We start from the raw sequence: 21,021 nt of genomic DNA, 5'->3' as shown, positions 1-21,021 counted from the left end.
TGCTATTCCAACCTTTCTTTCTTAAAAAACAACCCCATAGTTTCTCCACTATTCAGGTCAAAGCCGAGAACCTTATTTTTAGCATCACGTCTGATCAGTATATGGCTCAAAAAATCGTAATCCGTAAATAAATGATCTGAGCCCAAAAGGGTTACCTTCCTGTCATTATATCTTTTATTTGAAATCCAAAGCTCCGCTCCCTTTTGTTTAATTTGAAAGCTACAGTCCAGCTCGTCAGAATAATAACTTCCTACATAGGCACCAAGTTCCACTGCCGACAAAGGTCTTTCTGCAACCCGAGAAAGCTCCATTGGTTTTGATAATGCAGGAGTTATCAGCAAAGCTTGTGTTTTTTTCGTTTTAAGATCTGTGCTAAACTGATATTTTACGGATGGTCGGGCAATAATATGGAATAGATTAGTCGATTCCGGCGCTAATGCCGAATTACCGTTTACCACTAGCTCGCCTCCTTTTGAAGCAATGCTAACTTTATATCCATTTGCTGCCAAATAAGTCCCCACCCATCTATTTACAAACATTGAATCCTTTAAAACAATAGTCTGCACAGCAGCCTCCACTACCCCTTGTGGCGGCACTATATTAGTAGGAATAAAAAGTGCAGATAGTTCATCAATCTTCTTGTAAATTTCCGCGTCTCCGCCATTGCCAAACACAACAAATCCCATTTTTAAATCCGGGTAAACTGCAATAATAGTGCGATATCCTGCTAGGCCTCCATTATGCATAAAGCGTTTCTGCCCACGGTAGCTATCAACACTAACCCCCATGGCATAATTAATAGTTTTACCATTATTAAGTTTACCTTGTGTGGTCAACATTTCTATATCCTGCAAGTCTCCTGCCATGGGAGCATAAAAATTTGTGACCCATTTAGCCATATCATTCACATTAGTAAACAGGCCGCCATCACCTAAAGTGTAAACATTTTGCGAAGAGTTATAGAACACACCATTATTATTCCGATAGGAAACTGCTCTATTTTTGATTACCTCACTATAGTCATCGACAAATTTGCTGGACGACATACCCAACGGTTTAAAAATTATTGAGTCTACGTAGTCTCTAAAACTCTTTTTACTTACTTCTTTTACAATCTCAGCCAGCAACACATAATTCGAATTAGAATAAGAAAACTTCTCACCTGGTATGAAATTTAAAGTACGTTGACGCTTGAGTATCTGAATCGCCAGATCTTGAGTGAGCATCCCATCCAAATTTAGCCCAAAGTATTGAGAAAGACCTATGTCATCTCTAATTCCACTTGTGTGGTTTAACAAATTCCTAATTGTAATCTTCTTACCGAAATCATGCATCCAAGGCAAGTAATCTTGAATCTTATCATCTAGCTGCAGTTTTCCACCTCTTGCCAGCAACGCAATAGCATAACCTGCAAACTGTTTGGAAACTGAGCACATGTAAAAGATTGTTTGTGACGTATTTGCGGTTTCATTTTCAAGATTGGCCAATCCAAACCCTTTAGCATATACAAGATCGTTTCCCCTTACAATACCAACAACACAACCGGGAATATCGTTCTTATTCCATTTTTCGAATAGGCGGTCGACCCGGACTATAGTGCTATCTGATAATTTTTGTGCATCTGTAGTTGTACCAAAAATCACAATCACCAAAATTATGATAGCTATTCTTTTTGGAATGAGTTTTTTAGTTATCATCACTATAATAATTTAATAAAAGCTTACTCATACTTCAGGGCATCAACTGCATTTGCCTTTGCAACCTTAACTGTTTGAAAACTCACTGTTATTACCGCAATAAATACAGATAAGAATAAAGCAATCAAAAACGGCCATGCAGTCATTCCAACTTTATAATCATATTTCTGAAGCCACTTTACCACAATTACATAAGCAGCAGGAATAGCAATCATATTGGATAGAATAACCAGTTTTATAAAATCCTTGTTTAAAAGAACAAGAATGCTTTTCAAATCAGCACCCAAAACTTTTCTTATACTAATTTCTTTGCTCCTCTGCTCAGCCATATATAAAGCAAGTCCCAGCAAACCTAAACAAGAAATAAAGATTGCAAAGCAACCGAACAAGTTAGAGAGCACACTCAATAACCGCTCTGTTTTAAGCTTCTCTTCCATACCTTGACTTACAAATTGTAAATCGGCAGGATATGATGGATTAAGTCGCTGACTAATATCTTTGATAGATTGAATGGATTTGCTTAGCGGTTGGTCCGGATTAAGACGAAGCAGTAAAACTTTGCTTTGAGCGATGTTGCAATAAAACACAGTAGGTTTTGACTTTGCACCCAGTTGTTCGTTTGTATAGTCTTTAACAACACCAATTACATTTAGCGATTGATCGCCCCAAGTAATCTTAGAGCCCACCGGATTTTTAAGACCCATAGTTCTCACGGCACTTTCATTTAGCAGTAATGATGTCGCTGTATCAGCAACAAATTTAGGAGAAAAGTCCCTTCCCAACACCATAATCGTCCCTATCGTTTTTACAAAATCAAAGCCTGTACTTCGATAATCTATAATAGAATTATCATTTGCCGCCTTGCCTGGCCAGCTAATGTCCCCTGTTATTGTTCCTCCCTGAGTAAATGAACTTGCAAATTCTGTTGCTGAAACAATGGCTCCGACATTTTTCAGCTCCGTCTTAAAGACCTCCAGTTTCTGCGGCTTTGACCACTCACCTTCCAGATCCAGTTGCACCAGGTTATTCTCATTAAATCCTAAAGGCTTATTCTTTATAAATTGGATTTGGGAATAGATTACAATAGCACAAACGATCATACAAATTGAGATGGTAAACTGTACCACAACAAGTATTTTACGCATTGGCAGTGAGGATTTACCCACTCCTGTAAAGCCTTTTAATACTTTTACAGGTGTAAAGGACGACAAATAAAATGCGGGATAGCTCCCTGCAAGTACACCTGTGAATATGATTAGCGAGAGCAATGTAATCCATGTGTAGGGTGAATTGTAATTGATTCGAATAGAGATATCTAACAGTCTATTAAAATAAGGCAATACTCCTTCCAGCAATACAAATGCGATCAAAATACCAATTAGTGAAAGCACAAGTGATTCCATTACGAACTGTCCAATCAGCATTTTTCTGGAAGCACCAAGTGCTTTACGAACTCCTACTTCTCTTGCCCTTTTTTCTGATCGGGCAGTTGAAAGGTTCATATAATTAATACAGGCGATCAGCAAAACACAGAACGCCAAAAATATAAATAACCTTACATGATCAATCCTTCCTCCAGCAGATTTACCGTTTTCAAAATGATTATAAAGATGAAATTTCCCAAAGGGAAAAAGAAAAGCCTGGAGAGTAGTTTCCTTATCATTTTTCTTGATCAACTGTCTTACCCCAGCATCTGTAGTCTCGAAATTAGCTTTATCTTTTAGCTTGAATAAAGTAAAACAGGTAATGCTTCCCCAACTATTGTTCTTCTCTCCGGGATGCTCCTGCTCAAAAAATGACCAGGGTTGCAATGCTTCGAATTGATGGGTCATATTCTTTGGCAGATCTTCGACTACCGCGGATACCTTAAGAATCTTACGATTATCCCACTTAACACTGCTGCCTAAAACATTAACACTTCCAAATAACCTCTTAGCCGCTGAAGCGGTAAGTAAAACCGAATTGGGCTCACTTAAGGCTGCTTCTGGGTTTCCCTGAATAAACTTATAATTAAATATCTTCAAGAAGTCAGGGTCAACATTTAGGGTCGTCAACTTGAAGTTGTTATTGCCAGTACCAAATAACTTTGTTGACTCGCCCATCGCTATCCTGCTGGCAGTTTCTACCGAGGGTAGGCTTACCAAAGCAGCACCTGCAAGCTTATTGGGAGTTGCGTCTGTTGTTAAAAGTTTCCCATTTACATTTAAGGTAAGTTTAGCGGCGTATATGCGATCTGCATCTTTAAATTGTTTATCGTAGCTCCATTCGTAACCCACATACATCAGGAGCATTAAACAACAGGTCATGCCAATGGCTAATCCTCCGATATTGATCAGAGAAAAACCTTTGTTTTTCCAAAGGTTTCTTAAAGCTATTTTAAAGTTGATTAAAAACATATTTTGGGGTTTTTAATCTCTTACGCCAAAGATATGCCATTCTAAAAAACAAACACACACACTTAAATATCAACAACTTACGTTTACGCCGACAATTTATTGTTCATTTCCGTACAATCTATGTTCATAAATGCACAGGTGGGTTTTTAATAAGAAAAGCGGCTCAGGAAGCCAAAGCCCTCACCGCTAAACTAACTAAACTAACAAATTATGAAGCTGTTATCGTTTTTTTTACAATGATGTAATTATCATTTACTACCGTAATTATAGTTTGGCTTACTTCCCATAGTGATTTTCAATGTACCACCCTTCATGATATCAGCATGCTGTAAATAGCTTTTCCCATATTTTTTTCCATTCAACAAAATGCTTTGGATATAAATATTTTTATCGCTGTTGTTTACGGATTCAACAATAAACTTTTTACCTTCTTCTAAATTAATGGTCGCTTTGTCAAACAGGGGGCTCCCTATGGCATAAGTTCCCGATGCAGGAAATACAGGATAAAAACCTAAAGATGAAAATACATACCATGCCGACATCTGACCACAATCTTCATTTCCAACAATACCATCTGGACGGTCATGATACATTTCTTTTAGAATGTACCGTACTTTTTCAGCTGTTTTCCATTGCAGTCCACCATAGTTGTACAAGTAAGGAATATGATGTCCCGGCTCATTTCCATGTGCATACTGTCCTATCAGGCCTGTCATATCTTCCAACCCTCCCTCATCCTGAAATGGAATTGTAAAAAACTGATCAAGTCGCTTACTAAACTCTTCCTTACCACCCAGTAAACCAACTAATCCATCCACATCCTGTGGTACAAGCCAATTGTATTGCCAGGCGTTCCCTTCTGAGTAAAGCACATTTTTACTTTTAAACGGATCAAAACCAGAAGTCCAATTACCATCTGACAGTTTTCCTTTAAAGAACTTATCCGTAGGATCGAAATATAGTTTATAATTTTCTGCCCGCTTTTTGAAATTGCTATATTCAGTAGTCTTACCCATCTTTTTTGCCATCAAGGCAATGCTTCCATCTCCTACAGCATATTCCATTCCTTTTGCCGTTGAGATTTCCTCTTTATCACTAGGAATTATCTGAAAGTCCTTAGCATACCCCAAGCCAAGCAAGTTAACATCAGAACTCTTTTTTAAAGCCTCAAAAGCCCTTTCACCATCAAATTTTATCCCTTTAATATACGCTTCTGCAACAATCTGTCTGCTAGCCATACCAACCATTGTGCCTGTTTCATTTCCCATAAGGTGCCAAATCGGCAAATGTCCTTGCTGATCATAAATTGCCAGCATTGAGTTTATCATATCAGACGCACGTTTAGGCTGTGTAAGTACGTAAAGTGGATGAGCTGCCCGATAAGTGTCCCAAGTAGAAAAGACGCTATAATTGGTGAACTGAGCATTTTTATATACTTTTTTGTCAGTCCCTCTATAATCTCCGTTATGATCATTAAACAATGACGGGTTAATCATAGTATGATACATCGCTGTATAAAAAATCTTCTTGTTTGCTATATTTTTAGACTCAACTGTTAACTTGGATAATTCCTTGTTCCATTTGTCATCCGCCTGTTTTACCACCTGAGCAAAGTTCCAATTAGGAATTTCTGCTGTTATGTTATCAAGTGCATTCTCTGAACTTACAGGTGATATGCCAACTTTAAGCTCTAGAAGTGCAGGTGCCTTTTCAAAATTAAAGAGTCCTTTAATGGCTTTATCTGTGGCGGTTGTTCCTTCCAATAACGTATTGTTATTATACAATGCAAAGTTTTTTATAGCTATTGATGATTTTATAGCAAAATAGATCCATTGATCTTTAGCCCAGCCTGACGATTTGCGGTATCCCTTGAACGTAAAATCATCTATTTGCTCAATATGAGTTTCCGTAGATTGATCATTTATTCCTTCCTTTAAATCAATGATAACATGTGCTTCTTTTCCCACTGGAAAATGATAGCGATGATATCCTACCCTCTCGGAAGCAGTTAATTCTACATTAACCCCATTGGCAAGCTTTACCGAATAAAACCCAGGCTTCACACGTTCGTTCTTATGCGAAAAGAGGGAGGCATAACCGCTGCCCGGAACATTTTCCTGCCCCTTATCTGTTTTAATGCTTCCTGTATAGGGCATAATGGCTATGTCCGAAAGGTCGCCTATTCCGGTGCCACTTAAATGTGTTTGGGCAAAGCCTCTGATCACACTATCCTGATAGTTATATCCGGAACACCAGTCCCAGCCCTTATAAAAATTATCAGGTCCGACCTGCACACCTCCAAAAGGAACACTGGCGCCAATAAAAACATGACCGTGTGAGCCTGAACCAATAAATGGATCAACAAAATCGGTCAGTTTTTGACTGTTTTTACTTTGTGAAGTGGCTGCATAGGTTATTCCAAAAAGGATAAGGGCAATACAAATACTAAATTTCGTTCTCGTTCTGCAATAAAAAAGATTCATGAATTCTAATTAATGGTTTACTAATGGATTTACATTTGGTGTACTCCACAAATAAAGCAGACAGGATTAATTACATCATAATAAATCCTTAATTGCAATAGAATTATGAAAAAAAACTTAGTTTTTTATGCTATTCGGGTAATGTTAATGAAAATGTAAGCACATTAACTACATTATCATGAACATTTGGATAGTCCTTCTCCTCTCTTTTAAATCCGGCCATTTTTAGAACCTTGATTGAGCTGGCATTGTTTGCCGAAGGAAAAGCTGTTATAGTACTTACACCTAATTCTTCAAACCCATAATTTATAACAGCCGCAATGGTCTCTCTCATCATGCCTTTTCCATGAAATTCAGGAAGTAGCTCGTAACCTATTTCTACGACTTCATTTTCTACATCAAAATTCCACAGGCAAATTGTGCCAATTAAAGTCGGATCGTCCAATAAAGAAATTGCCCAGTAAACACTGGCATTATTTTCAATAAGCTCTCTAATCTTACAAATATGTACCATGGCATCTTCTATGCCTGTGGAGGGTATTCTGCCGGTCATTGCCGCTATTTTTGGATCAGATCGCAATGCATGAAGTTGCAGGGCATCCTGCGCGCATAATTCCCTCAGTACAAGACGGGATGTCTTTAATACCGGGAAAGTTGAAAAGTTAAGTTGTTTCATTAATTAGATAGGGATGTATATTTTAGATAAGGCAAATATAATGTTAAGTCTGACGTGATTAGCTTCATACTTAATACAACTACCACACTAACTGCGAAATTGCAAATTTATTTTGTTCCTATCCACAATTAGCCAAGATACCAGAGCTATCCGGGCTGTTTAAAAGCTTTAAACAACACTTCAATTTCTCATTCTAATAACTTAACTTTGCATCCTTAATTTTTGGAGATACTTGATTGATGTATAGGGAATTTAAACAGTTAGAACTAGCTAAAATAGGAAAAGAGATACTTGATTTTTGGAAAGCAGAGAACATCTTTGAAAAAAGTATCTCTACACGCTCAAAATCAAACCCATTTACTTTTTATGAGGGTCCGCCTTCTGCAAATGGAATGCCTGGTATTCACCACGTAATGGCGCGTGCTATTAAAGATATTTTCTGTCGTTATAAAACCATTAAAGGATTCCAGGTAAAAAGAAAAGCAGGATGGGATACGCACGGACTTCCTGTAGAGCTAGGAACTGAGAAGGAACTTGGCATCACCAAAGAAGACATTGGTAAAACCATTTCAATTGAAGAGTACAACGAAGCCTGTAAAAGGACCGTAATGCGCTATACCGATGTATGGAACGACTTGACTGAAAAAATGGGCTATTGGGTAGATATGGATGACCCATACATTACCTATAAGTCGAAATATATGGAGTCAGTATGGTGGCTTTTAAAACAGATTTACGATAAAGGTTTACTTTATAAAGGTTATACCATTCAACCTTATTCGCCAAAAGCGGGAACAGGATTAAGCTCACACGAGGTAAATCAACCTGGAGCATACCGAGATGTAACCGACACTACTATTGTAGCTCAATTTAAATCACTACCAGATACATTACCTGCATTCCTGAATGGTTTTGGAGATATCCATTTCATGGCATGGACAACCACTCCATGGACTCTACCGTCAAACACCGCCTTAACGGTTGGCCCGAAAATAGACTATGTACTCGTAAAGACTTTTAACCAGTACACTTACCTTCCAGTAAATGTAATCTTAGCTAAAAACCTGGTTGGGAAACAATTTAACAAAATCTATTTTGAAAGCACAGATGCTGAAGATTTCAGCAATTTCAAAGAAGGTGACAAAAAGATCCCTTATCAGATTTTAGCAGAATGCAAAGGTGCTGATCTGGTAGGCGTTAAATACGAACAGCTATTACCTTATACCTTACCTTACCAAAACCCTGAAAACGCTTTCCGCGTGATTTCAGGAGACTTCGTTACAACTGAAGATGGAACTGGTATTGTACACACTGCGCCAACCTTTGGTGCAGATGATGCTAAAGTAGCTAAAGAAGCTACACCTGAGGTTCCCCCTATGTTGGTCTTGGATGAGAATGGCTCTCCTGTTCCGTTGGTAGACTTACAAGGAAGATTTACTTCTCACCTAGGCGATTTGGCTGGTAAGTATGTAAAAAACGAATATTACAATGAAGGCGAAGCTCCGGAAAAATCTGTTGACGTAGAGATTGCTATCCGCCTGAAGGAAGAGAACAAAGCTTTTAAAGTAGAGAAATATGTTCACAGTTACCCACACAGCTGGAGAACTGATGAGCCTCTTTTATATTACCCGTTAGATTCCTGGTTCATCAAAGTAACTGACATCAAAGACAGGATGTTTGACTTGAACGAAACCATTAACTGGAAGCCAAAATCTACAGGCGAGGGACGTTTTGGAAACTGGCTGAAAAATGCAAATGACTGGAACTTGTCGCGCTCAAGATATTGGGGAATTCCATTGCCAATCTGGAGAACAGAAGATAAGAAAGAAGAAATATTAATTGGTTCCGTTGAAGAACTTTATAATGCTATAGAAAAATCCATAGAAGCCGGCTTTATGACTAAAAATCCTTTTAAAGGATTTGAAATAGGTAATATGTCGGAAGCTAACTATGGTTTAATAGACCTGCATAAAAATGTTGTGGATGAGATTGTATTGGTTTCGCCATCAGGAAAATCAATGAGTCGTGAAAGTGACTTGATTGATGTATGGTTTGACTCTGGCGCAATGCCTTATGCGCAATGGCACTATCCTTTTGAAAATAAGGACAAAATTGATGAGCAAAAGGATTTCCCTGCTGATTTTATAGCTGAAGGTGTTGACCAAACCCGTGGATGGTTCTATACTTTACATGCCATCAGCTCACTGGTATTTGACAAAGTTGCCTATAAAAACGTAGTTTCAAACGGACTAGTGCTAGACAAAAACGGGCAGAAAATGTCGAAACGTTTAGGTAATGCGGCTGATCCGTTTAAAACATTAGAAGAATACGGCCCAGATGCTACGCGTTGGTATATGATATCTAATGCAAACCCATGGGACAACTTAAAGTTCGACATTGAAGGAATAGCAGAGGTCCGTCGTAAGTTCTTTGGAACACTTTACAACACCTACGCTTTCTTTGCACTATACGCAAACATCGACAAGTTTGAAATAGATCAAAATAACCTGACCCCAGTTGCTGAGCGCAGTGAGCTTGACAGATGGATCTTATCTCTATTACAAACATTAATTGCCGAAGTTGATGAAAGCTATGCTGCTTATGAACCGACTAAAGCTGCAAGAGCAATTCAATCATTTGTAGACGAACACTTAAGTAACTGGTATATCCGCTTATCTCGCCGCCGCTTCTGGAAAGGTGAAATGACTGCGGATAAAAAAGCTGCCTATGAGACTTTGTATGCTTGCTTAACAAGTATTTCACAACTAATGTCGCCTATTGCTCCTTTCTTTGCTGATTGGTTATTCCAGAATTTAACTGCAGGTGATGCTGAGAATGAAGTTGAATCTGTACACCTTGCTCTACTTAAAGAAGCTGACCAAAGTTTGATTGATACAGAGCTTAATGAACGTATGCGCTTAGCACAAGACATATCATCAATGGTATTGTCGTTGCGTAAAAAAACAAGCATTAATGTTCGTCAGCCCTTGGCTAAAATATTGATCCCGGTATTGGATAGTAAATTTGCAGAAAGAGTTGAATTAGTTAAAGAATTAATCTTGTCGGAAACGAATATTAAGGATATTGAGTATATTACCGACACTGCCGGTTTCATTACCAAAAAGATCAAACCTAACTTCAAAGCGTTGGGTCCTAAAGTTGGTAAAGACATGAAAATGGTTGCTGAAGTAGTAAACAACATGACACAGGAACAATTGAGTCAGTTTGAAAATGACGGCAAATTTGAAATTACTGGCACTAATTATGTGATCGAGTTGAGCGATGTGGAGATCATGGCTGAAGATATACCAGGATGGCAAGTAACAAATATGGGTAACTTAACTGTGGCTCTTGACGTTACCATAACTGACGACCTGAAGCAGGAAGGATTATCTCGTGAACTAATTAACAGAATACAGAATTTAAGGAAAGAACTTAATTTCGAAGTTACAGATAGAATTACTGTGACTTTACAAAACCATAATTTAGTAGCTGCAGCGGTAGCTCAAAATAAAACATACATTTGCTCGGAAATTTTAGCAGATGACCTTAAATTAACAGAAAGTTTAGATAATGGAAACAAAATAGTAATCGATGATGTTGAATTACAAATTTCGATTGCCAAACAATAATTATTATGGAAAAAGCTACAAAAACAAGGTACTCTGACAGTGAACTTCAAGAATTTAAAGAATTGATTCAGGAAAAACTACGTATGGCCAGAGAAGAGTTTCTTGACTTAACGAACTCTCTAAGCAGTCCTAATTCTAACGGAACAGAAGATACTTCTGGCACTTACAAAACGCTTGAAGATGGCTCTGCAACTCTTGAAAAAGAACAATTAAACCAACTGGCTGCACGTCAGAAAAAATTCATCGAGAATTTAGAGGCTGCATTGGTACGTATTGAAAACAAAACCTATGGTATTTGCAGAGAAACGGGTAAACTAATTCAAAAAGAACGTTTACGTGCTGTACCTCACGCAACTTTAAGTATGGAAGCTAAACTGAAGCAGTCGTAATGAAAGGCTATACAAAACCTTTAATAATAATTTTCCTGGTTTTACTTGCTGATCAGGTTTTAAAAACCTGGATCAAGACCAATATGTTTATGGGTCAGGAATTTAAGATCATAGGCAACTGGTTTATTATCCATTTCACGGAAAACAACGGAATGGCCTTTGGCCTCGAATTCGGTGGCGAGTTTGGCAAACTAGCTTTATCACTATTCAGAATAGCCGCTGTTGCCGGAATTGGTTATGGATTGCATTACCTGATACAGAAAAAATATCATCGTGGTCTGATCCTAAATGTGGCACTTATATTTGCCGGTGCATTAGGTAACATTATAGACTCTGTACTATATGGTAAAATATATGGGTATGCAGGATGGTTTCATGGCAGAGTGGTGGACATGTTCTACTTCCCTATCTGGGAAGGTCATTTCCCTACATGGTTTCCAATATGGGGTGGAGAAGATTTCATCTTCTTTAGACCTGTATTCAATATTGCAGACGCGGCCATATCTGTTGGTGTAATTATTATACTTGTGTTCCAGAAAACTTACTTTAAGGAAGAATTTAAAGAAGAAATTGGGCCTAATAATGAGATAGTTGAAGAATAATTTTATGTTTTACGCTAATAATTTGTGGAATTGGTATGGTAATTTCATCTAACTATTAAATACACAAAAGAAAAACATTTATCATTATGAAAAAGTTATTAACCCTTGCCTTCGTTTCCTTATTAAGTATAAGTGCTATGGCTCAACAAGTAGATTTAAGAAAAAAGATTAGTGTTAGTGGTTCTGCGGAAACTGAAGTTACTCCAGACATTATTTACATCAGTATCTCTTTAAAAGAATATTTAAAAGATAACAATAGTAAGAAAAAAGTAGAGATTACTACTTTGGAAAGCCAGTTGTATGCTGCGGTTCAAAAAGCAGGTATTGAAAAAGGAAACCTAACAATCAACGACTTATCAAGCTATGCTATGGTAACTGAGAAGAAGAAAAACCCTGACTATCTGGCTAGTAAACAGTATCGCTTAAAAGTATCTGATTTGAATAAATGGAATGACATCATTGGTGCTATAGACCCTAAAGGAATTGCCTATACCAATGTTGATAGTTACGACTATTCAAAAATTGAAGCACTTAAAAAAGAACTGAAAATTAAAGCACTTCAAGCTGCTAAAGAAAAAGCATCTTACCTTGTTGAAGCCCTTGGCGATAAGCTAGGTAGTGTAATTGACATTCAGGAAGTAAACAATGAGCAATATCCACAGCCAATGTATCGTAATGTAATGATGATGAAAGCCGAAAGCGCTGATATGGCTGGAGGAGCTGCTCCTGAGATTGATTTTAAAAAAATAAAACTGAACTATATAATGAATACAGTATTCGAAATTAAATAGTAGTAGTGACTACTTGAGTAGACAGTTTTAATAAAATACCTTTAAAAAACCTATCAATAACTTTTGGTAGGTTTTTTGTTATTTAGATATTATCACAAAATTCAAATCGTATGAAAAGATTAATTTACTCTTTGGTGCTAGTTTTCACATTGGCAATCAGCGCAAACACAGTTTCAGCAGCAGGAAAGACAGACAAGATTAAAACTGAAATGACTGCCGAGCAACAAATTCAGCTTAAACAGATCACTGATCGTGTTCAAGAGATTAAATCGATGGATAAATCAAATTTATCGAAATCTGAAAGAAAAGAGTTACGTCAGGAATTGAGAGGATTGAAAAAGCAAGCTAATGCATTAGGTGGCGGTGTTTACCTTTCTGTTGGAGCAATCATTATCATCATCTTATTGTTGATTCTTATTCTATAGAACATCCTATTAACATCTACCTATAAAAAAGGCTTCTCAAGTTGAGAAGCCTTTTTTTGTTGATAATGTTTTATTTAGTTAATCGATGTATTCAAAACCTGTGTATTTTACCAATGCCTCAGGAATTTTAATGCCTTTTTCAGTTTGATTATTTTCAAGAATAGCGGCAACAATACGAGGCAACGCTAATGCGCTTCCATTTAATGTATGTGCTAATTGCGTTTTACCAGAAGCGCCTTTAAACCTTAATTTAAGTCTATTACTCTGGTAAGTTTCAAAGTTAGACACTGAAGAAACCTCTAACCAGCGTTGCTGTGCTGCACTCCAAACTTCCATATCGTAAGTCATCGCTGAAGTAAAGCCCATATCACCACCGCACAAACGCAAAACACGATAATGTAAACCTAACTCTTGAAGTAATGATTGAACATAAGCACTCATGTCTTCTAGAACCTCATAAGATTTATCAGGATGAACAACTTGTACAATTTCAACTTTATCGAACTGATGCAAACGATTTAAGCCACGTACATGTGCACCATATGATCCAGCCTCTCTACGGAAGCATGGTGTATATGCTGTATTTTTTACTGGAAGCTCTTCTTCTTTTAAAATAACATCACGATAAAGATTGGTTACAGGTACCTCAGCAGTCGGGATAAGATATAAGTTATCTACACCGGCATGGTACATCTGTCCTTCTTTATCCGGTAATTGTCCGGTACCAAATCCTGAAGCTTCGTTAACTAAATGTGGCACCTGCATTTCTCTATAGCCCTTTTCTGTTGCATGATCTAAAAAGAAATTAATAAGAGCCCTTTGCAAACGCGCTCCTTTACCTTTATACACGGGGAAACCAGCACCTGTTATTTTTGTACCTAGTTCAAAATCTATAATATCGTATTTAGCTGTTAATTCCCAATGTGGCAATGCACTTTCTGGTAAGTCAGCCGGGCTACCATGTTCATAAACAACTTCATTGTCTTCCGCTGCACTTCCTGTTTTAACCAGGTGATGTGGCAGGTTAGGCAATTGTACAATCAAACCATATAATGTAGCTTCTACTTCAGTCAACTGATCTGAAAGGTTTTTATGTTCTTCCTTATTTGATGTAGTTTCTGCTTTAAGCACTTCTGCTTCTTCTTTCTTACCACTACGCATTAACTCACCAATCTGTTTTGCAGCTGCATTAGCTACAGCGGAAAGGTTATCCAGCGAGGTTTGAACTTGTCTTCGTTCTTCGTCAATTTTAATAATTTCATCAACCAATTCAGGGTGCTTAAAATTACGTACACTTAGTCCTTCTAAAACTTTCTCTCTATTTTCGCGGATATAGTTAACTTGCAGCATTATTTTATTTTTTAAACAAAGATAATAACTTAACTCGTGATTGCGAACGCAGTAGCACAATACGAGCCCTAAAATTATGGAAGGTAAACTATTTCTTGTGCCCACCCCTATCGGAAACCTAGAAGACATGACCTTCAGGGCAATCCGAATTTTAAAAGAAGCTGATGTGATCCTTGCTGAGGATACTCGTACCAGCGCCCCTATGCTAAAGCATTTCGGAATCGACAAAAAAGCGTATTCACATCACCAACACAATGAACATCAAGCTACTTCAGAAATCATTAAATTTCTGAAAGAGGGAAAAACAGTAGCCTTGATTTCAGACGCAGGAACTCCTGCAATATCCGACCCGGGCTTTTTTCTGGTTAGAGAAGCAATCAAAAATGATTTGGCAGTAGAATGTTTGCCTGGAGCTACAGCATTTGTACCCGCTTTAGTAAATTCTGGACTTCCTTCGGACTCCTTTGTTTTTGAAGGTTTTTTACCTGTTAAAAAAGGTAGACAAACACGCTTTAAAAAACTAGCAGAGGAAGAAAGAACAATTGTATTATATGAAAGTCCGCATCGGTTACTTAAAACACTTGAAGAATTTGCACAATATTTAGGTGCAGACCGCCAGGCATCAGTAAGTCGTGAGTTGACAAAACTTTATGAAGAAACTGTGAGAGGCACTTTAGCAGAAATTAAATCACATTTTGAAAACAATATATTAAAAGGAGAATTCGTAATTTGTATTTCAGGAGCTGAAGAACAAGTGAAGAAAAAGAATAAATATAAAGCCGACGAAGATTAGGGTTCAATTTTTGATAACTGAAACTGAAATTCTTATAAAGAAACACCATGATACTAATAGATAGATTTTTAAGTGATGAGCAGGACCCAAAAGCTGTAGAAAAAGTTTTAGGCAAACTGAATGACATGTTAACCAGCAACGAGGAATTAATTTACATAGCTGTACAAAAAAAACCAGCTGTAAACCTTTTACCTGACTGCATTGCTGTAAGTAACAAACGTATATTTTATTGTGAGCCCGGCAATTTTGGGATCACCATGAACTTCAAAGACATTTCATGGAAGAGCATCAAAGAGGTTTCTTTTAAAGAAGAATTATTCGGCTCTAAATTTATCTGCGTACCATTACACGGAGAAAATATCATTACAGAATATATTCCTAAAGTTCAAGCTCGTAAATTATACCAAGCTGCTTATGAACAATTGGAAAGCTTTAAAGAACAACAAAGACAACTTGATCTTGAAGAAAGAAGATCATCAACATCGCCAGTAACCGTAAATACTTTACCTGCCCCAGAGCCAGTACAGGAAGAAGAGCCACAAGCATTCTTTTCTCAACCCCCAGCGGCTCCAGTAGTAGTACCGGTTGAAGAGCCAGAAGATGAAACTACATTAAAGCTAAGAAAATTAAAAAGCCTGTACGATAAACACCTGATTACTCAGGAAGAATATGAAGCCAAGAAAGCTGATATTTTAGATAGCTTATAATGAAATTTAAAAACACTGCTCTCCTTGCTTTACTAAGTGCGTTTTTAATGTGGCTGGCATGGCCCCCTATTAAGTTTACCACTCCGTTGTTATTAATTGGCCTTGTTCCACTACTTATTGCCTTAGAAAAGATTATACAAAGTGACGTCCCTAAAAAGGGGAAGCGTGTTTTCTTAACAGCCGGATTAACTTTTCTTATTTGGAATACAGCATGTATTTACTGGGTGTATAATGCCATTAGTGCGGTAAATGGCCCTGTGGTATCATTATTTGTATCACTTATTCCATTTGGCTTAGGTGCCTTATTAATGACCTTTGCCTTCTGGCTATATTACAGATTAGGTAGATTGGTAAATAAATACATCGCCTATCTGGGGTTAATATGCTTTTATATTGCCATGGAATTTCTGCATCAGAGCTGGGATCTTGCCTTTCCATGGATGAATTTGGGTAATGGTTTATCTGGAATGCACCAGCTGGCACAATGGTATGAATATACCGGTGTTTATGGTGGTTCATTTTGGATTTTATTAAGTAACATTATTGCTTTTGAGGCTTTTAAAGCACTTAAATCCAGAGAGACTGTGGGATTTGCAAAATTCAAATTTGCGCTCATCTGGTTTATTACTTTGGCATCTCCTATTGCATTATCCTTAACCTTATATAATAAATACGAAGAGAAGTCAGTTCCGGTTAATGTAGTAGCGGTACAACCAAACATAGATCCATATAAAAAGTTTGGAGGTATTTCTGCAAGTGAGCAACTTAAAGTTCTTACCTACTTATCTGATTCTGTTGCCCAACCTAGTACAGAATATTTTATCTGGCCTGAAACAGCTATTCCAAGTGGTTCTGATGAAGACAGAATCCGTACCAATTCTGAATTTTTAGCTGCTCAGCAGTTCCTTGAAAAGTATAAAAATGGCAGCATAATTAGTGGAATCGAGAGTTTTAAGTTCTATAACAACAAACAAACCCCTTCTGCAAGACAATATGATAACAGCACCTATGTAGATGTTTTTAATGCTGCATTACAGATTGAGAACTCTGCCAACGTGCAGTTTTACCATAAATCTAAATTGGTACCTGGAGTAGAGAAAATGCCATTCCCTGAAGCATTATCCATATTGGCTCCTGTTTTTGAAGGTTTTGGTGGTACAGTTGGTGGTTATGGTTGGCAAAAAGATCCTCAAGTATTTTATTCATATGGAGGCGTTGGCGCTGTTCCTGTAATTTGCTACGAATCAATATGGGGAGGTTGGGTAGCTGAAGCTGTCAAGAATGGCGCTCAGTTTGTCGCTATTGTAACCAATGATGGTTGGTGGGGAAACACATCAGGAAAAGACCAACACATGCTATATGCCACGCTAAGGGCTATAGAAACCCGAAGATATGTGGTAAGATCTGCCAATACCGGCATCTCTTGCTTTATTAACCAAAAGGGTGATATCATTAAGCAAACCAAATGGTGGACCAGGACAGCTATTAAAGCAGATATAAATTTAAACGATGACCTCACCTTTTATGTAAGAAACGGTGATTTTATCCCTAAAATCTTGTCTGTATTAGCTGCACTAATTGCTTTAATTATTCCTTATAGGAAATGGGTTAGGAAGTAATTACGAAAGGTATTTCCCTACAATTGGCATCCTTCGCCCCATACCAAATGCTTTAGGAGAAACCCTCAATATCGGCGGTGTTTGATAACGTTTAAACTCCGCTGAATTTACCATTTTAAGGATTCTTCTTACCAATGCTTCATCATAACCTTGTGCAATGATTGCGGATGAGCTTTGCTTAAGCTCTATGTATTGAAACAAAATCTTATCAAGAACATCATAATCAGGCAAGGAATCAGAATCTTTTTGACCCGGTCTTAACTCGGCTGATGGTGGTTTAACAATAGAATTCTCCGGTATTACTACCCCATCCTTATTGATATAATTTGCAAGTTGATATACCTGAGTTTTATATACATCACCAATTACACCGATTGCACCACACATATCACCATATAACGTTCCATACCCTACGGCACATTCACTTTTATTTGATGTATTCAATAAGATATAGCCAAACTTATTAGACATTGCCATCACAATAATCCCTCTACATCTTGCCTGAATGTTCTCTTCAGTAAGGTTAAATGGTAATCCCTTAAAAGCAGACGCCATCATACTATCAAATGCATTAGCTGCTTCTTTGATTGGAATAATTTCATGCTGACAACCAATATTTTTAACCAGATCAAGCGCATCCTGTATAGAGTGGTCCGACGAATATTTTGAAGGCATTAACACAGCCATTACATTTTCAGCTCCTAATGCACGACAAGCCAAGGCACAAACAATAGCAGAATCAATCCCTCCGGAAAGGCCCAATACTGCTTTTTTAAAGCCTGATTTAGCAAAATAATCCTTAATCCCTAAAACCAACGCTTCATAAATCTGCTCAATATCTGGAACTGCCCTATGTGTTTTAGGCGCATATCCTTTAATCACATCGCCTTCAACCTCATAAATCTTTAGCTCTTCCTTAAAATAAGCCATCTCATCCAAAAGATTGCCTTCCTTATCAAATGCCAAAGAACCACCATCAAAAACGATTTCGGTTTGTGCCCCTACCTGATTTACATACAACAAAGGAAGCTTATATTTCTTAGCATTATCTGCAAGAACCACTACCCTTTCGTCGTCATGACAGTAGGAAAACGGTGATGCAGCAATATTGATCATCAGATCAGGACCTTGCTTAATCAGTTCATCCATTGGATTAGAAACATACAATGGATTATTGTTGATGTTCCATAGGTCTTCACAAATGGTTAAAGCTATTTTACGACCTTTAAACGTTATACACTCAAACTGAGTAGCAGGTTCAAAATAACGGTATTCATCAAATACATCGTAATTAGGAAGCAATGCTTTTTTTGCAATAGCTTTTACTTTACCCTCTTCAATAAAATATGCAGCATTGTACAGGTCTTTACCCGCAAGCACTTCATTTTTTACAGGTAGGCCAACAATACAAGCGATTCCTTTACAATGAGTGGCAATCTCCTGAGCAGCAGTTTCGCACAAGCCAATAAATTCATCAAACTCTAAAAAATCACGTGGCGGATAACCACAGATGGCCAGTTCAGCAAAAACAACAAGATCAGCTCCTTTATCCTTTGCCAGCTGGATATTATCAATTATTTTTTTTGTATTGTATTCAAAATTACCAATGTGATAGTTGAGTTGCGCAAGTGCTATATTCATGTGCTTGTAATTGTAGAAAATTCTGTAACAGGAACCTAAGTAAGATTATTAAAAGAAAACACCAAAATTAATACCAATATAATGATTACGGACATTGTTGTTTTTATCAGTTGTAATGTCGGTAAATCCATTATTATAGGTAAGTCCGGCAGCGATACTTGCATTTCCACTAAGTTCGAATTCTGCACCTCCGCCTAATATCAAACCTGCGCGATATAACTTAATGGTTTTAGAAATGTTCTCGTCACGAGTTGTTGCTTTTCCACTAGCATCAGAATCTTGTTTAGCTCCAATATTAAAATCGTTTGATAATCCAAACTGGCCATACCATTTAATATCATTCATTTTAACAGTTTTTAGCTTAAGCGTAAGTGGCACTTCGATATACTGGAGCTTATATTTAAGCTCATAAGGTATTTGTGTTGGGGGATTAGTTTCCTGAGTAATGACCTGTGTACTTTTACCATTAATGGTGGTAATGGTAAGCCCTGTTGCAAAGCTATAATTCTCAGCAAAATTGAAATCGCCCATTAAACCGTATGAGAATCCAAGTGCAACTCCATTACTTTTACCTACTTGTGGTTTTACCCAACCAATTGTTGGATGAGCGGTTAATCCAAGTCTGAAACCATAATTTGGAGATGGTGCGTATTGTGCGAAAACACTTCCCGTTACAAACAATAATAGTATTGCGATAAATGTGCGTTTCATATAAATATATTTTCCTTTAATGCCTATGAAGCTTGAATAAACTTACTTTATATTTGTTTATAATGATATATAACGTAAAATTTCATCAAAGCTATCTATTTTTTCTATTTGTGTCCGTTTTTTTTTCGTCGGTGCTGGTTTCATGTACTCAAAGCACTAAACCTGATGTGAGCTCAGTACAATTAGAGATTAAGATTGCGCGGTTTGACAAAGATCTGTTTGCCGGAAAATCCAAAGATCTTAAGGAAACTGATGAGCTTCTCAAAAAAAAATACGGTGCCTTTTATGATGATTATGTGCACAGAATGGTTGGTAATTTTGACTACACGAATGAGCAAATTCTAACAACACTATATCAGGACTCTGCTTACTCTGATTTAAACAAAGAGGTTGATAGTGTTTTTAAGGATATTAAACCCATAGAAAAAGATTTATCTGAAACATTTAAATATATCCTTCATTACTACCCAAAAGCAAAAGTCCCTCAGTTTATATCTTTTGTTTCCGGTTTTGCTGTGCAGACTCCAATTGGTGATAGTTATATGGGTATTGGACTGGATATGTTTATGGGTAAAAACAATAAGTTTTACAAAGCAATAATACAAAGTGTACCAACTTACCTATCGCGACGTTTTACTCCTGAATATATTGTTCCACGAATAACTGAAACATATGCACGTGAAGAACTGTTTCATGAACGTGACGAAGACAGAACGTTACTTTCAAAAATGATTCAGAACGGAAAGATTTTGTATTTTATGGACAAGGTACTCGATGATAAAGTTGCAGACTCAGTTAAAATAGGGTACACTCAAAAACAATTAGACTGGTGTAAAACCTTTGAAAGCGACATATGGGCCTATTATCTTCAGAACAACCTGTTATTCGAAACAGATTATCAGAAAATACAAGTGCTTTTGAGCGAGGGGCCTTTTACTCCCGGACTTGGCGAAAGAAACGAATCTGCACCTAAACTGGGCATTTGGACTGGATGGCAAATTGTAAGAAAGTACATGCATGAAAATAAAGAAGTTACCTTGCAACAGTTAATGGCTGATCAGGATGCTCAAAAAATATTAAATTTATCAAAGTACAAACCTAAATAATGC

The 21,021-nt window shown here is 37.3% G+C and carries 16 protein-coding genes; 9 read left to right on the top strand and 7 right to left on the bottom strand.

The window, feature by feature from the left end; genetic code table 11:
• Window positions 1-2: 2 nt before the first annotated feature.
• The 4 genes from HQN83_RS09070 to HQN83_RS09055 form a co-directional block, all read right to left on the bottom strand.
• Complete coding sequence (locus tag HQN83_RS09070; RefSeq protein ID WP_173090011.1) at window positions 3-1,697, bottom strand: serine hydrolase domain-containing protein; 1,695 nt, start codon at window positions 1,695-1,697, stop codon at window positions 3-5.
• A gap of 23 nt (window positions 1,698-1,720) precedes the next feature.
• A complete protein-coding gene (locus HQN83_RS09065; RefSeq protein ID WP_173090010.1) occupies window positions 1,721-4,093 on the bottom strand; it encodes an ABC transporter permease in 2,373 nt (790 codons plus the stop codon).
• 248 nt (window positions 4,094-4,341) lie between these two features.
• Window positions 4,342-6,576 (bottom strand): GH92 family glycosyl hydrolase, encoded by a 2,235-nt coding sequence (locus HQN83_RS09060; protein ID WP_173090009.1) that lies wholly within the window; start codon window positions 6,574-6,576, stop codon window positions 4,342-4,344.
• Window positions 6,577-6,706: 130 nt separating this feature from the next.
• Entirely contained in the window at window positions 6,707-7,252 is a 546-nt protein-coding gene (locus HQN83_RS09055; RefSeq protein WP_173090008.1) for a GNAT family N-acetyltransferase, read from the bottom strand.
• 239 nt (window positions 7,253-7,491) lie between these two features.
• Here HQN83_RS09055 and ileS point away from each other — a divergent pair, with 239 nt between their 5' ends.
• The 5 genes from ileS to HQN83_RS09030 all read left to right on the top strand — a co-directional run bounded on the left by ileS (window position 7,492) and on the right by HQN83_RS09030 (window position 13,091).
• The gene (gene ileS, locus HQN83_RS09050; RefSeq protein WP_173090007.1) at window positions 7,492-10,884 is read left to right on the top strand and encodes an isoleucine--tRNA ligase; all 3,393 of its coding nucleotides are present in this window, start codon (window positions 7,492-7,494) and stop codon (window positions 10,882-10,884) included.
• A 5-nt stretch (window positions 10,885-10,889) separates the two neighbouring features.
• Window positions 10,890-11,273, top strand: coding sequence for a TraR/DksA family transcriptional regulator (locus HQN83_RS09045; RefSeq protein WP_068891888.1), 384 nt, complete (start codon window positions 10,890-10,892; stop codon window positions 11,271-11,273).
• The gene (locus HQN83_RS09040) at window positions 11,273-11,875 is read left to right on the top strand and encodes a lipoprotein signal peptidase (RefSeq protein ID WP_173090006.1); all 603 of its coding nucleotides are present in this window, start codon (window positions 11,273-11,275) and stop codon (window positions 11,873-11,875) included. Before HQN83_RS09045 ends, HQN83_RS09040 begins: the two co-directional genes overlap by 1 nt.
• Before the next feature lie 86 nt (window positions 11,876-11,961).
• A complete protein-coding gene (locus HQN83_RS09035; protein ID WP_173090005.1) occupies window positions 11,962-12,666 on the top strand; it encodes an SIMPL domain-containing protein in 705 nt (234 codons plus the stop codon).
• Between the two features lie 110 nt (window positions 12,667-12,776).
• Window positions 12,777-13,091, top strand: a complete 315-nt coding sequence (locus HQN83_RS09030; protein ID WP_173090004.1) for a hypothetical protein — start codon at window positions 12,777-12,779, stop codon at window positions 13,089-13,091.
• A 78-nt stretch (window positions 13,092-13,169) separates the two neighbouring features.
• Here the strand turns inward: HQN83_RS09030 and serS are convergent, their stop codons facing one another.
• Complete coding sequence (gene serS / locus HQN83_RS09025; protein ID WP_173090003.1) at window positions 13,170-14,441, bottom strand: serine--tRNA ligase; 1,272 nt, start codon at window positions 14,439-14,441, stop codon at window positions 13,170-13,172.
• A gap of 76 nt (window positions 14,442-14,517) precedes the next feature.
• Between serS and rsmI the strand changes: the two genes are divergently transcribed.
• The 3 genes from rsmI to lnt are packed head-to-tail and all read left to right on the top strand — an operon-like array spanning window position 14,518 to window position 17,560.
• A complete protein-coding gene (gene rsmI, locus HQN83_RS09020) occupies window positions 14,518-15,234 on the top strand; it encodes a 16S rRNA (cytidine(1402)-2'-O)-methyltransferase (RefSeq protein ID WP_173090002.1) in 717 nt (238 codons plus the stop codon).
• Window positions 15,235-15,281: 47 nt separating this feature from the next.
• Window positions 15,282-15,941: a PH domain-containing protein gene (locus tag HQN83_RS09015; protein ID WP_173090001.1), complete on the top strand. Its 660-nt coding sequence runs from the start codon at window positions 15,282-15,284 to the stop codon at window positions 15,939-15,941.
• Window positions 15,941-17,560 carry an apolipoprotein N-acyltransferase gene (gene lnt / locus HQN83_RS09010; RefSeq protein WP_173090000.1) on the top strand — a complete coding sequence of 540 codons (1,620 nt, stop codon included), beginning with the start codon at window positions 15,941-15,943 and terminating at the stop codon, window positions 17,558-17,560. Before HQN83_RS09015 ends, lnt begins: the two co-directional genes overlap by 1 nt.
• Here the strand turns inward: lnt and HQN83_RS09005 are convergent, their stop codons facing one another.
• Window positions 17,561-19,201 (bottom strand): NAD+ synthase, encoded by a 1,641-nt coding sequence (locus HQN83_RS09005; RefSeq protein ID WP_173089999.1) that lies wholly within the window; start codon window positions 19,199-19,201, stop codon window positions 17,561-17,563.
• Window positions 19,202-19,249: 48 nt separating this feature from the next.
• On the bottom strand, window positions 19,250-19,912 hold the full coding sequence (locus HQN83_RS09000; RefSeq protein ID WP_173089998.1) for a porin family protein: 663 nt from the start codon (window positions 19,910-19,912) through the stop codon (window positions 19,250-19,252).
• Window positions 19,913-19,974: 62 nt separating this feature from the next.
• On the opposite strand from HQN83_RS09000, the gene gldB reads away from it, so the two are divergent.
• On the top strand, window positions 19,975-21,018 hold the full coding sequence (gene gldB / locus HQN83_RS08995) for a gliding motility lipoprotein GldB (protein ID WP_173089997.1): 1,044 nt from the start codon (window positions 19,975-19,977) through the stop codon (window positions 21,016-21,018).
• Window positions 21,019-21,021 lie beyond the last annotated feature (3 nt).

Origin of the sequence: Pedobacter foliorum, from assembly GCF_013266735.1 — a bacterium.
Taxonomy (GTDB): domain Bacteria; phylum Bacteroidota; class Bacteroidia; order Sphingobacteriales; family Sphingobacteriaceae; genus Pedobacter; species Pedobacter foliorum.
The sequence above is the reverse complement of the archived record's forward strand: the minus strand, read 5'-3'. Positions and strand labels throughout refer to the sequence as shown.